General features: G+C 72.9%; 13 protein-coding genes and 1 pseudogene. 4 read left to right on the forward strand and 10 right to left on the reverse strand.

Going from position 1 to position 14,595, the window contains the following annotated elements; translation table 11 throughout:
- Nucleotides 1-99 precede the first annotated feature (99 nt).
- The 5 genes from mmuM to ABTY62_RS27060 form a co-directional block, all read right to left on the reverse strand.
- Nucleotides 100-1,029, reverse strand: coding sequence for a homocysteine S-methyltransferase (gene mmuM, locus ABTY62_RS27040; RefSeq protein WP_352132015.1), 930 nt, complete (start codon nucleotides 1,027-1,029; stop codon nucleotides 100-102).
- 67 nt (nucleotides 1,030-1,096) lie between these two features.
- Nucleotides 1,097-2,020, reverse strand: a complete 924-nt coding sequence (locus ABTY62_RS27045) for an LLM class F420-dependent oxidoreductase (RefSeq protein WP_311723726.1) — start codon at nucleotides 2,018-2,020, stop codon at nucleotides 1,097-1,099.
- A gap of 18 nt (nucleotides 2,021-2,038) precedes the next feature.
- Nucleotides 2,039-2,512: a DUF6099 family protein gene (locus ABTY62_RS27050; protein ID WP_311723727.1), complete on the reverse strand. Its 474-nt coding sequence runs from the start codon at nucleotides 2,510-2,512 to the stop codon at nucleotides 2,039-2,041.
- A gap of 159 nt (nucleotides 2,513-2,671) precedes the next feature.
- Complete coding sequence (locus tag ABTY62_RS27055) at nucleotides 2,672-3,046, reverse strand: nucleotide pyrophosphohydrolase (RefSeq protein WP_385346188.1); 375 nt, start codon at nucleotides 3,044-3,046, stop codon at nucleotides 2,672-2,674.
- Nucleotides 3,012-4,181, reverse strand: coding sequence for an AAA family ATPase (locus ABTY62_RS27060; protein ID WP_352132016.1), 1,170 nt, complete (start codon nucleotides 4,179-4,181; stop codon nucleotides 3,012-3,014). Before ABTY62_RS27060 ends, ABTY62_RS27055 begins: the two co-directional genes overlap by 35 nt.
- A gap of 123 nt (nucleotides 4,182-4,304) precedes the next feature.
- On the opposite strand from ABTY62_RS27060, the gene ABTY62_RS27065 reads away from it, so the two are divergent.
- Nucleotides 4,305-4,829: a hypothetical protein gene (locus ABTY62_RS27065; protein ID WP_352132017.1), complete on the forward strand. Its 525-nt coding sequence runs from the start codon at nucleotides 4,305-4,307 to the stop codon at nucleotides 4,827-4,829.
- On the opposite strand, the gene ABTY62_RS47550 is transcribed toward ABTY62_RS27065, so the two are convergent.
- Nucleotides 4,760-5,002: a transposase gene (locus tag ABTY62_RS47550; protein WP_502997526.1), complete on the reverse strand. Its 243-nt coding sequence runs from the start codon at nucleotides 5,000-5,002 to the stop codon at nucleotides 4,760-4,762. The two genes, ABTY62_RS27065 and ABTY62_RS47550, sit on opposite strands and share 70 nt — an antisense overlap.
- Nucleotides 5,003-5,108: 106 nt before the next feature.
- Between ABTY62_RS47550 and ABTY62_RS27075 the strand changes: the two genes are divergently transcribed.
- Complete coding sequence (locus tag ABTY62_RS27075) at nucleotides 5,109-7,187, forward strand: WD40 repeat domain-containing serine/threonine protein kinase (RefSeq protein WP_352132018.1); 2,079 nt, start codon at nucleotides 5,109-5,111, stop codon at nucleotides 7,185-7,187.
- A complete protein-coding gene (locus ABTY62_RS27080; protein WP_352132019.1) occupies nucleotides 7,187-8,716 on the forward strand; it encodes a serine/threonine-protein kinase in 1,530 nt (509 codons plus the stop codon). Before ABTY62_RS27075 ends, ABTY62_RS27080 begins: the two co-directional genes overlap by 1 nt.
- Before the next feature lie 75 nt (nucleotides 8,717-8,791).
- Here the strand turns inward: ABTY62_RS27080 and ABTY62_RS27085 are convergent.
- The 4 genes and pseudogenes from ABTY62_RS27085 to ABTY62_RS27100 form a co-directional block, all read right to left on the reverse strand.
- Nucleotides 8,792-8,899, reverse strand: a pseudogene (locus ABTY62_RS27085) (ATP-binding protein); the annotation flags it as partial.
- 374 nt (nucleotides 8,900-9,273) lie between these two features.
- Nucleotides 9,274-9,606 carry an SH3 domain-containing protein gene (locus ABTY62_RS27090; protein ID WP_352132020.1) on the reverse strand — a complete coding sequence of 111 codons (333 nt, stop codon included), beginning with the start codon at nucleotides 9,604-9,606 and terminating at the stop codon, nucleotides 9,274-9,276.
- A 339-nt stretch (nucleotides 9,607-9,945) separates the two neighbouring features.
- Entirely contained in the window at nucleotides 9,946-11,385 is a 1,440-nt protein-coding gene (locus tag ABTY62_RS27095; protein WP_352132127.1) for an NAD-dependent succinate-semialdehyde dehydrogenase, read from the reverse strand.
- A 71-nt stretch (nucleotides 11,386-11,456) separates the two neighbouring features.
- A complete protein-coding gene (locus ABTY62_RS27100; protein WP_352132021.1) occupies nucleotides 11,457-12,722 on the reverse strand; it encodes an aspartate aminotransferase family protein in 1,266 nt (421 codons plus the stop codon).
- A 204-nt stretch (nucleotides 12,723-12,926) separates the two neighbouring features.
- Here ABTY62_RS27100 and ABTY62_RS27105 point away from each other — a divergent pair, with 204 nt between their 5' ends.
- A complete protein-coding gene (locus ABTY62_RS27105) occupies nucleotides 12,927-14,591 on the forward strand; it encodes a PucR family transcriptional regulator (protein WP_352132022.1) in 1,665 nt (554 codons plus the stop codon).
- Nucleotides 14,592-14,595: the final 4 nt, after the last annotated feature.

A 14,595-nucleotide genomic window follows, 5' to 3' on the forward strand; every position in this document is an offset into this window, starting at 1 on the left:
CGTCCGAGTATCGCCGGACCCCCACCGCGTTTCTAATTGTTTAAGCCCCTTCCTCTCGCACGGGTTGTTCGGGTTGCTCGGGTTGCTCGGGCCCTCTCCTCACCTCCCCTCGTCGGCCATCACGGCCGCCAGCTCCTCGATCCGGTCCGGCCCCACCCGGCAGCAGCCGCCGATGAGCCGCGCGCCCGCGTCGCGCCACGCCTTCACCCGCGCCGGGTCGAACGTGGCCCGCCCGCGCCAGCCGCGGGCCTTGGCGTCCCACTCCTCGCCACTGTTCGGATAGACGACCACCGGCTTGCCGGTGGCCTCGGCGGCGATCTCCACCGCGCGGTCGGCGTCGCCCGGCTCGCAGCAGTTGACGCCCACGGCCAGCACCTGGTCGTTCCCCGCCGCCAGGGCGAACGCCTCGCGCAGCGGCTGCCCGGCCCGGGTGTGCTCCCCCGCGATGCTGTACGACAGCCACACCGGCACCCCGCAGCCCTCGACCGCCCGCAGCAGCGCCTCGGCCTCGTCGGTGTCCGGCACCGTCTCCAGGGCGAGCACATCGGGCCCGGCCGCGGCCAGCGCCTCGATCCGCGGCCGGTGAAACGCCTCCAGCTCGCCGACGCCGAGCCCGTAGCGCCCGCGGTACTCGCTGCCGTCCGCCAGCATCGCCCCGTACGGCCCGACGGAGGCGGCCACCCACACCGGCCGGCCGGCGGTGCCGCCGCCCTCGCCCTCGGCCGCCCGGCGCGCCAGCTCCACGCTGCGCTCCAGCAGCGCCGTGGCCTCCTTCTCCGGCACGCCCCGGCGGGCGAACCCCTCGTAGGTCGCCTGGTAGCTGCTGGTGATCAGCACCTGTGCGCCCGCCCGCGCATACGCCGCGTGGGCCTCCTCGATCTGCTGTGGGTCGTCGGTCAGCAGCCGGGCCGACCACAGCTCGTCGGAGAGATCGCAGCCCTGCGCCTCCAGCTGATTGGACAGCCCGCCGTCGAGGACGAGCGGCCCGCGCTCCAGGGCGGCGGCCAGGGACGTACGGCGGGCAGACATCACAGGTGCTCCTTGCTCAGGGTGGTGCGGTGTTGCGGTGTTGCGTCAGTGCGGTGTCGCGTGGGGTTCAGCCCAGCTGGGCCTGGACCTGGGAGGAGATCAGCTCCAGGTGGTCGAGGTCGTCCAGGTCCAGAATCTGGAGGTAGATCCGGGAGGAGCCGGCCTGCGCAAAGCGGCCGATCTTGTCGACGACCTCGGCCGGCGAGCCCGCCAGGCCGTTCTCCTTCAGCTCGTCCACCTGACGCCCGATCGCGCCGGCCCGCCGGGCGACCTCGGCGTCGTCCTTGCCGACGCAGACCACCAGCGCGTTGGAGTACACCAGGTCGTCGCCCTTGCGGCCGGCCGCCTCGGCCGCCGCCCGCACCCGCCCGAACTGCCGCTCACTGTCCTCCGCCGAGGCGAAGGGCATATTGAACTCGTCCGCGTACTGCCCCGCGAGACGGGGCGTGCGGGTCTTCCCATGGCCGCCGATCAGCACGGGCACCTGGCCCTGCGCGGGCCTGGGCAGCGCGGGAGAGTCGGCGAGCTGGTAGTACGTCCCCTCATAGCTGAACGTCTCGCCGACCGGCGTGCCCCACAGGCCGGTGACGATGGCCAGCTGCTCCTCCAGCCTGGCGAACTTCTCCGCCGGGAAGGGGATGCCGTAGGCCCGGTGCTCCTCCTCGTACCAGCCCGCGCCCAGGCCCAGCTCCACGCGCCCGCCGGACATCTGGTCCACCTGCGCGACCTGGATCGCGAGCACGCCCGGCAGCCGGAAGGTCGCCGCCGTCATCAGGGTGCCCAGCCGGATCCGCCGGGTCTCGCGCGCGATCCCGGCGAGGGTGATCCACGCGTCGGTGGGGCCGGGCAGCCCGTCGACATCCCCCATCTTCAGGTAGTGGTCGGAGCGGAAGAACGCGTCGAACCCGAGGTCCTCGGTGGCCTTGGCGACGGTGAGCAGGGTGTCGTAGCTCGCCCCCTGCTGGGGCTCGGTGAAGATTCGCAGATCCATGCGTCCCATCCTGCACTGTCATGCCGCGCCACCCCACTCCAGCACCGTGAGGTGCCTCAGCATCCCGTGCACCCGGTCCCGCGCCTCGTCCGCCGCGTCGATCGCCTCGACGCACTGCCAGTAGAGCGCCTCCTCGTCCGTGTTGGAGGCGACGCCGACCAGCGCGAAGCCCGCTTCCGCGAGCAGATCGCCGAGGGCCGGCAGCACCTCCCTCGGATCTCCCACCTCGGTCAGCTGACTCGCCCGTAAGCCCCCGCCGCGCAGGGCGGGGTGGTGCAGCGCGGGGTGGAACAGGGCGCCGCGCGCCCTGCTTCCCGCCTCGCACAGGCCGCGCGCCTCCGCACGCGCCGCCGCCGGGCCGCTCGCCACGAAGCGACTGCCGATCGCCTCCGCGAGCGCCTGTATCTGCCAAGCCTCGGCCACGATGTCGTGCACGGTCCCGGCCTGCGCCAGGGCGCGCCGAGTGACACCGATCAGCCGCATAGCGTCCATGACCCGAACCCCTCTCAACGGACTTCCCACACCCGTCACTCCTCCACTACCCAGAGTGATGACTAACAGGCAGAAAAGCTAGGGGAATTCAGGAATCTGTTGACAACAGTTGCGCTATGGATAACTTTGTCACTACGGAGAGTGACAGATCCAAGATCTTTACCGCTTGGTGGCCGGGAAACGGAGCTCATTGCGGTCGATCTTGGCGGCGAGAGCCTCCAGCGCGTCGATCCCCAACACCTCGCAGAACTGGAGCAGATACGCCAGCACATCGGCGACCTCGTCCTCCACCCGGGCCGCGCTCCCCTCGTCCTCCATCACACGCGCCGACTCCTCCGGCGTGAGCCACTGGAAGATCTCCACCAGCTCCGACGCCTCGACGCTCAGCGCCGTGGCCAGGTTCTTGGGCGTGTGGTAGGGCTGCCAGTCGCGCGCCGCGGCGAACGCGGCGAGCCGACGCTGCAACGCCGGCACGTCCGCGGGGTGGTCCCGGGGCGGGTCATCGGGGTGTCGGTACTCTCGTGCCTCGCTCACACCCCAGGTTTACCACTGTCGCCCCGGTGACCTCCCCCGCCCCCGGCGGGTCCGCCACCGGCGGCTCCGCCACCGTCCCCACCAGCCGGATGTGCCCCCGTGCGCACATCCGTGCCGCGACCCCCAGCAGCGCCCGCGCCTGCCGCCGGTCCAGGCACCGGTCGAACCCGTCGGCCAGCACCGTCAGCGCCTGCCGCGCCGAGAGCACATCCGCCCCCGCGTCCATCTCCAGCACCCCCGGCCCGGTGAGCAGCACCAGCGCGAGCGCGATATAGCGCAGCTCGCCGTCCCCCAGCCGCTCGACGGGCATCGCCCCCAGCTCCCCCTGGGCCAGCAGCGCCCGCACCACCCCGCCCGCCGGGCCCTCCGTGACCAGGTCCTCCACCGGCCCGGTGCACCCCGCCCGCACCGCCGCGACCAGCGCCGCGTGCCGGCTGCCGCACTCCCGGCTGGTGCGCCGCAGCACCGCCGCGAGGTTCTCGCAGCCGCCCCGCAGCCGCCCGTCCCGCGGCGGCACCGGCGCCCGCATCCGCTCCGGCCGCGGGTCGCATACGAAGACCGACCGCAGCGCCACGACGACCTGCTCGGCCGCGGCCAGCGCGAGCAGCTGCCCCTGGGTGTTGCCCGCCACCCGCAGCGGCAGCAGCGAGGTCGCCAGCCGGTCGTCGGGCAGCGGCGCCCGGGTCACCGCCACCGCCCCCGCCGTGTGCCAGGCGGCCTGCACCCGGCGCCGCCCCGGGTCGCGCAGCGCCGTCTCCAGCAGGGTCTCCCCCGCGCCGGTCATCCGCTCGCCCACGATCCGCAGCTCGGGCTCCGCCTGCACCGCGACATCCAGCCGCACCGGCCCGACCGGGCCGTCCACCGTGCAGCCGATCCGGAAGCCGCGCCGCCCCTGCCCGTCCGGCCGCGCGCGCCGCGGGATATACCCCGCGGGATCGCGGAAGACCTCCTCCAGACGGTGGCCGCCCGCCAGGCGCGCGAGCGCCGCGTACGCCTCCAGCACACCGGACTTGCCGCTTCCGCTGGGCCCGGCGATCAAGGTGAGCGGCCCCAGGGGAAAGGCCGCGCGGCAGTGTGTCTTGAAGGCCGACAGCCTCAACTCCGTGACGACCGGCCGCAGTCCGGATGCGCTCATGCCCCGGAACGTATCTCCCGCGCCGCACCGCCGAACCGTTCCGTCTTCCGTATCTTCCTAATCTTCCTACGATCGGGGGATGGTGGCCGCCCGCCTGACATGACGAACCGAGGAGCACGGGTCTTGCCTGACAGCACGTTCTGGATCGCCGCCCTCACCGGCGGCACCGCCGTAGTGGCGAGCTGGGTCACCAGCCGGGGCAACACCCGGGCCGCCCGGATCCAGGCGGAAACCGCCGCCAGGGCCCAGCAGTCGGAGCGGCTGCGCGAGGGCCGGCGCACGGCGTACCTCGATCTGATCGAGCACGCGCACCAGACGGCCGAGGTGTACTGGGAGGTGTCCGCCGCCCAGCGGACCGCCGACCCCGAACGCCGGGCCGCCGCCCTCGCCGAGCTGGTCGAGCGGGAACTCGACGCCTACGGAAAGCTGCGGCGGCGCGTGCGCGTGGTCGAGTTGGAGGGACCACCCGGCGCCGCCGCGGCGGCGAACGCGCTCCAGAAGGCGACCGGCCCGTTCCACCGCGCGCTGCGGGGCATGCGGTCCGACGACCCCGAGGCCGTAGGGCACTTCGATGCCGCCTACCGCCCCTTCTGGGGCGCCCTCACGGACTTCGTCGACGCGGCACGGGACGCCCTGCACGAGGAATGACCACGAGGAATGACCCGCGACGACGGCGGCAGGCCCGCCGACGCCCGTTCCTGGGTCAACAGCCGGGCCCACGCACCCTCGCGTTGCCGGCGGCGGAAGCGCCCATACGCGATCTGCCAGGGCCCGTAATCGCACGACAGATCGCGCCAGGAACACCTGTCCGCACCCGCCACCGCTCATCAGAAGGCCCCTCCCCCCTAGAACATTTTTCCACCGACGCATTGCGGAGACCGTGGCTATGCTTCCCCCGCCTTCGGAACCGATTGAAGGGATCCACCGATGGTTCAGCCCTTGGAATCGGGAGATCCGCGTCACGTAGGTCCCTACCGGCTGATCGGGAACCTCGGACACGGGGACCTCGGCCGGGTGTTCCTGGGCCGCACCCGGGGCGGCAGGCTCGTCGCCGTTCTGGTCGTGACCCCCAAACTCGCCGCCGACGGGGAGTTCCGGCGGATCCTGGCACAGGAGGTGGCCGAGGCCCGCAAGGTCGGCGGGTTCTACACCGCGCATATCGTGGACGCCGATCCCCGGGCCGATCCGCCGTGGCTGGCCACCGCGTACATCCCCGGCCCGTCCCTGGCACAGGCGGTGGACGCGCACGGACCACTGCCCCACGGGGCCGTACGGGTCCTCGGCTCCGGCCTCGCCGAAGGGCTTGCGGCCGTCCACGCCGCCGGCCTGCTCCACCGGGACCTCACCCCGGGCAACGTGATCCTCGCCGACGACGGCCCGCGGGTCACCGACTTCGCCATCGCCCGCGCCCTGGAAGCCGCCCACCCGTCCATGACCGTGGGCGGCACCGCCGGCTGGTTCCTGTCGCCCGAACAGGTCCGCGGCGCCGAGCCGGGCCCCGCGTCGGACGTCTTCTCCCTCGCCGGGGTCCTGGTCTACGCAGCCACCGGGCGCACCCCGTTCGGCGGGGAACGGGGTTCGGACGCCCTGCACCGGATCATCAGCACCGACCCGGACCTCGACGGCGTACCGGACCCTCTCGCCGGGCTGCTCTCCGCCTGTCTGGCGAAGGACCCCGCCGACCGGCCCACGGTCGCGGAGGTCGTCGACCGCCTGACCGCACCGTCCGACGGGGCCGACGGGTCCCAGGAGCCGGGCACCGCGTGGCTGCCGCCGCAGTTCGCGGGGATGGTCGGCGAACGGCAGGCCGAGCAGGCAGCCCTGGGCGGCGGCCGGGGCCCCGGTCGCCGGGCCTTACTGGCAGCCGCCGGCGCGGCCGCCCTCGCCGCCGTCGCCGTCCCAGTGGGCATCGGACTGGCCTCGCGGGACGAGGCGAAGGGCCAAGGGGGCGGTAGCGGCGGCGGATCGAACGGCGGGCAGAAGGACGTGCCCGCGGCCGAGAAGCTCATCCCCTTGGCCACCCTCGACCTCGGCAAGACCGATACGGTCCCCAGGCTGGCCTACAGCCCGGACGGCCGGCTCATGGCGATCAGTGTCGAAGGCGTGCTCGGGCTCTGGGACATCACCTCCCGCAGTCGGGTCGCCGTCCTGCCGGTACCGGACACGATCGGCTCCGGCGGCCCCGTCGCATTCAGCCGGACCGGGCTCCTCGCGCACGGCTACCACCGGCCCCGGGACATCAGCAAGGGCGAGAGCGCCTCGGACATCGGGGCGGTCAGGGTGTGGGAAGCCGCCTCCCGCAACGAGGTCACCGCGGTGGTCTCCGGCACCGAGGGCAAGTCGCTGATGGGGATCGAGGCGGTGGCCCTCAGCCCGGACGGCCGGATCGTGGCCGCCGGCCGGGGCGGCCGCGACTGCATCGGGAAGGTTCCGCTGTGGGAGGTCCCCTCCGGGAACCCCATCGACCCCCTGGTCGTCGGAGCGGGCAAGGGAAGCGGCACCAGCGCGGTGCGCAGCGTGGCCTTCAGCCCGGACGGCAAGATCCTGGCCGCCGGCTACGGCGACGAGCTGAAGGGCGGGGTCGCACTGTGGGACGTCGTCTCCCGCTCGCTCATCGCGACCTTGCCGCTGGAGAGCACCGACGCGTTCGGGGTGACCTCCCTCGAGTTCAGCCCGGACGGCAGGAGCCTGGCCGGCTCCTTCGGCGGGATCGCGCTGTGGGACGTGTCCTCGCACAAGCTGGAGACCCTCGCGGACGCCGACTCCGGCTATCAGTCGATGGCGTTCACCCCGGACGGCTCTCTGCTGGCCGGGGGCTTCGGTGGCAGGGCGGGCGGGGGCGGGGTCAGTCTGTGGGGCGTTGCCTCCCGCAAACGGATCGTCACCGTGGAGGCGGGGCGCAGCGGTGCGGGCGACCTGGCGTTCAGCCCGGACGGCAAGACCCTCGCCGCCGCGACCGACAACGCCAAGCTGCTGTCCGTCATCCAGTTGTGGACGGTCGCCTGATGGAGCCCCTGGGAGCGGGAGACCTGCGGCACGTCGGCCCGTACCGGCTGCTGCGGAGGCTCGGGCGCGGTGGGATGGGGCAGGTGTTCCTGGGGCGTTCCCCGGGCGGCCGGCTGGTGGCCGTGAAGGTGGTGGCCCCCGAACTGGCCTCGGACGCGGAGTTCCGGCGCCGCTTCGCGCTGGAGGTGGCGGCTGCGCGCAAGGTCGGCGGGTTCTACACCGCGCAGGTCGTGGACGCCGATCCGGAAGCCGACCCGCCGTGGCTCGTGACGGCGTACATTGCGGGCCCCTCCCTCCAGCAGGCGGTCAGGACGCACGGGCCGCTGCCCTACAAGGCCCTGCGGGTGCTGGGCTCCGGTCTCGCCGAGGGACTGGCAGCCATCCACACCGCCGGGCTGGTCCACCGAGACCTGAAGCCGGGCAACGTGATCCTCGCCGACGACGGTCCGCGCGTCATCGACTTCGGCATCGCCCGGGCCCTGGACGCCGCCCACCTGTCGACCTCGGTGATCGGCACCCCCGGGTTCATGTCGCCGGAGCAGGCGCGCGGGCAGCAGACCGGACCCGAGTCCGACGTCTTCGCCCTCGCCTGCGTCCTCGTCTACGCCGCCACCGGGCACGCCCCGTACGGAGAAGGCCGCCCCGAGGTGGTCCTCTACCGCACCGTCTACGAGGAGCCCGACCTGACCGGCGTACCGGACGGGCTCGTCACCTTCCTCACGGAGTGCCTGGCCGGGGAGCCCGCCCGGCGGCCCCGCGTCCCCGATGCGCTGAGGCATCTCGCCACGTCCGCCGAGGACACGGAATGGCTGCCCGCCGGTGTCAGCGCGATGATCAGCGAGCGCAGGACGGCGACACTGGTCCTGCTCGGGGGCTCGGGCGCGGTGCCGGGGAACGGTGAGGACTCCGCTTCCGATGCCGTACCCACCCGCCCTCACCGGTCGGTACGCCGCCGCCGGGCCGCGCTCGCCGCGCTCGGCCTGGCCGTCGGAACGGCCGCCACCTGGGGCACGGTGACCTTACTGAACACCCCCGATCCGCCCGCAGGCAAGGGCGGGGACCGTGCCGGGGCCACGCCGAGCGTCAGCCCCATCGCCGCGAGCGGCAACCCGTGCGACATCATCGACAACGACCTCATCGCGGATCACCAGCTCGTGGACACGGGAACACGGGGCGGCTACCAGAGCGGCTCGACGAGCGTGCGGACCTGCAAGTGGCAGTCCGCCGAGTACGGCGCCGACACCGACTTCTCCTACACGCTCGCGTACGCCCCCGCCCCGATCCAGCTGATCTCCGACCGCGAGACCCCGGAGAAGGCGGTGGACCTCTCGGGCATCCCCTCCGCGACCGCCCACGCCGACGCCGCCAGCGACAGCTGTGAGGTCTCCTGGCCAACCTCCTTCGGCTATGCGGCCGTTCTCGCCCGCATCCCCCCGAGGCACCTGACGGGAACCAGCGCCAACTGCATGGCGGCCACGCAGTTCGCCCGGTCGGTCCTGCCCAAGCTGTCCGGAAGGGGGAAGTCCTAGGCGCCTGGCCTTCGCCTGCGAGGTCGCAGCACGTGACCTTGGTCTCCGGCCACCCTGTAGACGGCGGTCGAACCGTCAGCGAGGCAGGTTCAGTTCGGCGCGGACCGTTTTCCCCACCGGTAATCGGTCCAGCACCGACCATCAATCGGCGAGCGCCTCCACGAGCAGCGGCCCGCGCCCGGTCCCGGCCACGGACGGAGCGCCAGATCCCCCCCTCGAACTGATTCCGCGGCCGCTCGGGGTACGGGCCGTACTCGCCCAGCGGCAGGAGCGGCTCGTTCAACTTCCACTGCTCGTCGGTGTCTCGCGCAGACGGGAGAGCCCTGTTGCCCAAGAGCGGTGTGCCCGCCTGTAGGTGGTGAAGCAGGCGGGCGGCCAGGGGCCGTTCGCCGCAGGCGAGCGGAGCCTGGCCGCCCCGGGCGACGCGCGTGAATTACATTCGGCCAAGTCCGCCAGCCGCGCCTGCGAGTACGGCAACGACGTTGGGCTTTGACTTGGCTCTACACTATGGCTTCAGAAAGTGTTCTGTGCGCGCGAAGGAATTGCAGCGCGGGTTATCACTTCTCGACGGGGTTGAGGAGGGAGTACTTGACCCATCCCTTCTTCCCCTTGTTGGCCCCGCTGGTGACCTTACCGTAGCTCCACTTGTAATCCTTGGTGCAGTACTCGGTGAAATCGGTACCCTTGGAAAGGAGTCCCAGGGAGGTGTAACTCGTTCCGGGGCCGCTGCGCAGGTTCACGGCCGCCGAAGCCTCCTTGGTCTGCGTAACGATCAGGTTGCACGCCCTCGGCAGGGATGCCGCCGAGGCGGTCGGGGCGGTGAGCACGGCGCCGCCGAGGATTACGGCAGCGGACGCGGCAGTCGCCGCTATTCGCTGGGAAATTCGCACTTCTCGTCTCCTTGATTCGTCAGATGATCGCGATGGATTGCCAACTGAAGCAAGGGGATTCCTGACTCATGAAGCCCCCGTAGGTCAGCGACCCGAAAAAGACGTACTTCCCCAACACCGGCCGGGACGGAATGCACTTGGTCGCCCGGGCGCTTGGGGATTGCGCCGGCTTGGTCCTTGCTCAGCGCGTCGTGCGCGCTTGGTTCTCACGCGCGCGAAGTAGACCCTACCCGATCATGTAGACGGTCTTTCGCCCCCGCGTACGCCGAGTCAGCGTACGCACACGGCCTGCCCCGTACCGGTCAACTCGGTCCGGTCAACTCGCTACGGGGCGCGCCGTCATCGCACCGGCACCGCCAGGTACTGGTACTCCAGGAACTCCTCGATCCCGACCCGGCCGCCCTCCCGGCCCAGCCCGGACTGCTTGACGCCGCCGAACGGCGCGGCCGGGTTGGACACCAGGCCGGTGTTCAGCCCGACCATGCCCACCTCCAGCCGCTCGCCGACCCGGAAGGCGCGGTCCATACCCTCCGTGAAGACATAGCCGACCAGGCCCCAGGGGGTGTCGTTGGCCCGGCGCACCACCTCGTCCTCGTCGTCGAAGGTGAGGATGGCCGCCACCGGGCCGAAGATCTCCGTCGCCATCAGCCGGCTGCCGGGGTCCACGTCGGTGAGCACGGTCGGCGGGTAGAAGCAGCCCGGCCCCTCCGGGGTGCGGCCGCCGACCATCACCCGGGCGCCGCGCTCCACCGCGTCGGCGACCAGCTCCTCGACCTTGGCGCGGCCCGCGCCGTCGATCAACGGGCCCACATCGACCCCGTCCTGCGTGCCCGGGCCCACGACCAGCGCGCCCATGCGGTCGGCGAGGCGCCGCGCGAACTCCTCGGCCACCGGCCGGTGGACGAAGAAGCGGTTGGCGGCGGTGCACGCCTCGCCCATGTTGCGCATCTTGGCCACCATCGCGCCGTCCACGGCCACATCCAGGTCGGCGTCGTCGAAGACGATGAACGGGGCGTTGCCGCCCAGCTCCATCGAGGTGCGTACGACCGCGTCCGCGCACTGGGCCAGCAGCAGCCGCCCGACCTGCGTGGAGCCGGTGAAGGACAGCTTGCGGATCCGGCCGCCGCGCAGCAGCGGCTCGCAGACCTCTCCGGCCCGGGAGGTGGTGACGACGTTCAGCACGCCGTCCGGCAGCCCGGCCTCCTTGAGGATCCCGGCCAGCGCCAGGCTGGACAGCGGGGTCTGCGGGGCGGGCTTGAGCACCATCGTGCAGCCCGCCGCGATGGCCGGGCCGATCTTGCGAGTGCCCATGGCCAGCGGGAAGTTCCACGGGGTGATCAGCAGACAGGGGCCGACCGGGCGGCGCCCCAGCACCATGCGGTTGCGGCCGTCCGGCAGGACACCGTAGCCGCCGTCGATCCGCACCGCCTCCTCGGAGAACCAACGGAGGAACTCGGCCGCGTACGCCACCTCCCCCCGCGCCTCGGCCAGCGGCTTGCCCATCTCGGAGGTCATCAGGGCGGCGAGTTCATCGGTGCGGGAGAGGATGATCTCGTAGGCGCGGCGCAGGATCTCGCTCCGGGCGCGCGGAGCCGTACGGGCCCACTCCTGCTGCGCCTGGACGGCCGCGTCCTCCGCGAGCCGGGCGTCCTTGGGGCCCGCGTCGGCGACCTGGCAGAGGATCTCCCCGGTGGCGGGGTTGTCCACGGGCATGGTGGCGCCGTCCGCGGCGTCCGCCCAGGCACCGGCGATGAACAGCTGCTTCGGTACGTCGTCGATGATGCTCACGGGGTCACTCCTGACGGGTCGGCGGGTCGGCGGGGTCGAGTTGTTCTGCGAGATGACGGGCGTCAACGCCCGGCCGGCGAGGTGCCGACTGCCACCGCGTTCTCCCACGCCCGCAGGCCCTCGTCAATCGCCGCCTCGTCGATCACGAGCGCCGGGATCATCCGCACCACCTGGTTCCAGGCCCCGCACAGCAGCAGAAGCAGCCCCTCGTCGACGGCGGCCCGCTGCACCCGGGCGGCGGTCTCGGGGTCGGGCTCGCCGTCCTCGGTGACGAACTCGCTGGCCAGCATCAGCCCGAGGCCCCGGACATCCCCGATGGCCGGGGTCCGCTCGGCCACCGCCTCAAGGCCCAGCCGCAGCCGCGCCCCCATCGCCTCGGCGTTCTCCACGAGCTTCTCGTCGCGCACGACGTCGAGGGTGGCGCAGGCCGCGGCGCACGCCACCGCGTTGGCGCCGTACGTACCGCCCTGCGAGCCCGGCCACGCCTTGGCCATCAGCTCCTCGGAGGCGGCGATGCCGGACAGCGGGAAGCCGCTGGCCAGCCCCTTGGCGGTGACCAGGATGTCCGGCACGACGCCGAAGTGCTGGTGTCCCCAGAACCGGCCGGTGCGGCCCACGCCGGTCTGCACCTCGTCGAGGATCAGCAGGAAGCCGTGGCGGTCCGCCCGCTCCCGCAGCCCCTCCAGGAAGGCGCGGGTCGCGGGCACATATCCGCCCTCGCCGAGCACCGGCTCGACGATGACCGCGGCCGTGTCGGCGGGCGAGGAGATCGTCTGGAGGGTGTAGTCGAGCTCGCGGAGCGCGAAGCGGGTGGCGGTCTCCTCGTCCCAGCCGTACCGGTAGGCGGTCGGGAACGGGGTGACGACCACCCCGCTCATCAGCGGCGAGAAGCCGGACCGGAAGCGGATGCCCGAGGTGGTCATGGCGGCGGCGGCCACGGTCCGGCCGTGGAAACCGCCGTGGCAGACCAGGACGTTGGGGCGGCCGGTGGCCTGGCGGGCCAGCCGCAGCGCGGCCTCCACGGCCTCGCTGCCGGAGTTGGTGAAGAACAGGCTGTCCAGGCCGGGCGGCAGCACCTCGCCCAGCTTCTCGACCAGCCGCCGCAGCGGCGGGTGCATGACCGTCGTGTACTGGCCGTGGACGAGCGTGCCCACCTGCTCCTGGGCGGCCGCGACCACGCTGGGGTGGCAGTGGCCGGTGCTGGTGACCCCGATGCCCGCGGTGAAGTCGAGATAGCGGCGCCCGTCCTCGCCGTAGAGGTGGACGCCCTCGCCCCGGACCGCCACCACGGGCGTGGCCTGGCGAAGGTGCGGCGACAGTGCGGTCATATGCGTCTCCGGCCTGGGTGGTGGTGTGTGGTTCGGCGCTTCGAGCATTCCCACCGCCCCAGCCGGCGACAACGCGTGAACTGTCCAGGGCGGCCGCGTCGTTCGGACACTGTGTCAACCGGACGGCCTCCTCCACCGCCCTCCGACCGCTCTTGCGCAGGTCAGCGATGCTTGTCAGAGTGGCCCGACACGCAGGGAGGCACCGTGGGCGAGAACCACCGGACGGCCGGGCCACCGGACGCGGACGGCCCGGGTGCGACCGCGGTCGGCCACCCGCTCACCGTGGCCGACGTGCTGGCCTTCCCCGTCCTGGCCGCCGGGCAGCCCCGGGTGGTCACCGGCGCGGCCGGACTCGGCCGCCCGGTCCGCTGGGTCCACATCACCGAGCTGACCGACCCCGCCTCCTTCCTCAAGGGCGGCGAGCTCGTCCTGACCACCGGCATGCCCCTGCCCGAGGACGCGGCGGGGGTGCGCCGATACGTGGACGAGCTGGCCGACATCGGGGCCGCCGCGCTGGTCATCGAGCTGATCCGGCGCTACCACCGGCCGCCGCCCGCGCTCGTCCAGGCCTGCCGGAACCGTGGCCTCCCTCTGGTCACCCTGGCCAAGGACGTCAACTTCCTGGAGGTCACCCAGGTCGTTCACGCGCGCATCCTCGGCGACCAGGCGGAGGCGATGCGCAGGACCCAGCGGATCCACGAGGCGTTCACCGCGCTGACGCTGCGCGGCGCGGGCCCGGAGGACGTGGTGCGCGCGGCGGCGGAGATGAGCGGCCACACGGTCGTCCTGGAGAACCTGGTGCACCAGGCGCTCATCTGCGAACCCTCCGGCGGCACGGTGGAGGAGGCGCTCGGCGGCTGGGAGCAGCGCTCCCGGGCGACCCCGCCCGGCGACCACGCGGAGGTGCTCGGGCCCGAGGGCTGGCTGGTGGCCCCCGTGGAGTACCAGGGGGAGCGCTGGGGCCGGGCGGCCATGCTGCCCGCCGGGCCCGCCGGCGCTTTCGGGCCCGAGGACGTGGCCGTGCTGGAGCGGACGGCGATGGCGCTGACCATCGCCCGGCTCATCCACGCCACCCCCTGGGAGCGCACGGCGCAGCGCAGCGCCCTGCGCCACCTCGCCGAGCAGCGCCACCGCTCGCCCGAGGACGCCCGCGCCCGCTTCGCCGCGCTGGGCCTGCCCGCCGACGCCGGACGTTTCGTCGCCGTCCTCGTGGACCTGCGAAGCAGCGCCGACGGCGACGGCGACGGCGCGGAGCCGGAGAGCCGGCTGTCCCAGGAGCTGCGGACGGCGGGCGTTCCGGCGCTCGTCGGCGCCCTGTCCCCCGGCCGGATCGGCCTTCTGCTGGCCCTGCGCCCCGTCCAGCCGTGGCGGCCCACGGTCGAACGGCTCAGCCGCGTCGCGCTGGACCTGGACCCGGGGGCGGTGGTGAGCGTCGGCTCCGAGGTCACGGACCTCTCCGACACCGCCCGTTCGCTGCGCGAGGCGGCGCGCGTGGCCGAGGCGGCCCTGCCCGGCCAGCCCCTCCCCGCGGGCAGGTCCTTCCACGAGCTGTCCGACATCGGCCTGCGCCGACTGCTGTACGCGCTGCGCAAGGACACCCGCATCCAGAGCTACGCCGAACGGCAGCTCGGCCGGCTCATCGACCACGACGCCCGGCACCACACCGACCTGCTCGCGACCCTGCGCCACTACCTGGACGCGGCGGGCAACAAGACCACGGCGGCGCGCCGCGGCGGCCTGTCCCGGGAGACCGTCTACCAGCGCCTGCGCACCATCGAGCGGCTGCTCGACTGCGACCTCGAGTCCGGCGAGCAGCGCATAGAGCTCCAGGTGGCCCTCGCGGCGCTCGACGTCCTGCGGGTGCGCTGAGCCG

Origin of the sequence: Streptomyces sp. NPDC097640 (genome assembly GCF_040302705.1) — a bacterium.
In the GTDB taxonomy this organism is placed as follows: domain Bacteria; phylum Actinomycetota; class Actinomycetes; order Streptomycetales; family Streptomycetaceae; genus Streptomyces.

Bases quoted from the DNA above. Each gene is read 5' to 3' on its own strand.
- ABTY62_RS27050 (WP_311723727.1), bottom strand. From the start codon at position 2,512: ATGGACGCTATGCGGCTGATCGGTGTCACTCGGCGCGCCCTGGCGCAG.
- mmuM (WP_352132015.1), bottom strand. From the start codon at position 1,029: ATGTCTGCCCGCCGTACGTCCCTGGCCGCCGCCCTGGAGCGCGGGCCG.
- ABTY62_RS27080 (WP_352132019.1), top strand. From the start codon at position 7,187: ATGGAGCCCCTGGGAGCGGGAGACCTGCGGCACGTCGGCCCGTACCGG.
- ABTY62_RS27075 (WP_352132018.1), top strand. From the start codon at position 5,109: ATGGTTCAGCCCTTGGAATCGGGAGATCCGCGTCACGTAGGTCCCTAC.
- ABTY62_RS27045 (WP_311723726.1), bottom strand. From the start codon at position 2,020: ATGGATCTGCGAATCTTCACCGAGCCCCAGCAGGGGGCGAGCTACGAC.
- ABTY62_RS27060 (WP_352132016.1), bottom strand. From the start codon at position 4,181: ATGAGCGCATCCGGACTGCGGCCGGTCGTCACGGAGTTGAGGCTGTCG.
- ABTY62_RS27100 (WP_352132021.1), bottom strand. From the start codon at position 12,722: ATGACCGCACTGTCGCCGCACCTTCGCCAGGCCACGCCCGTGGTGGCG.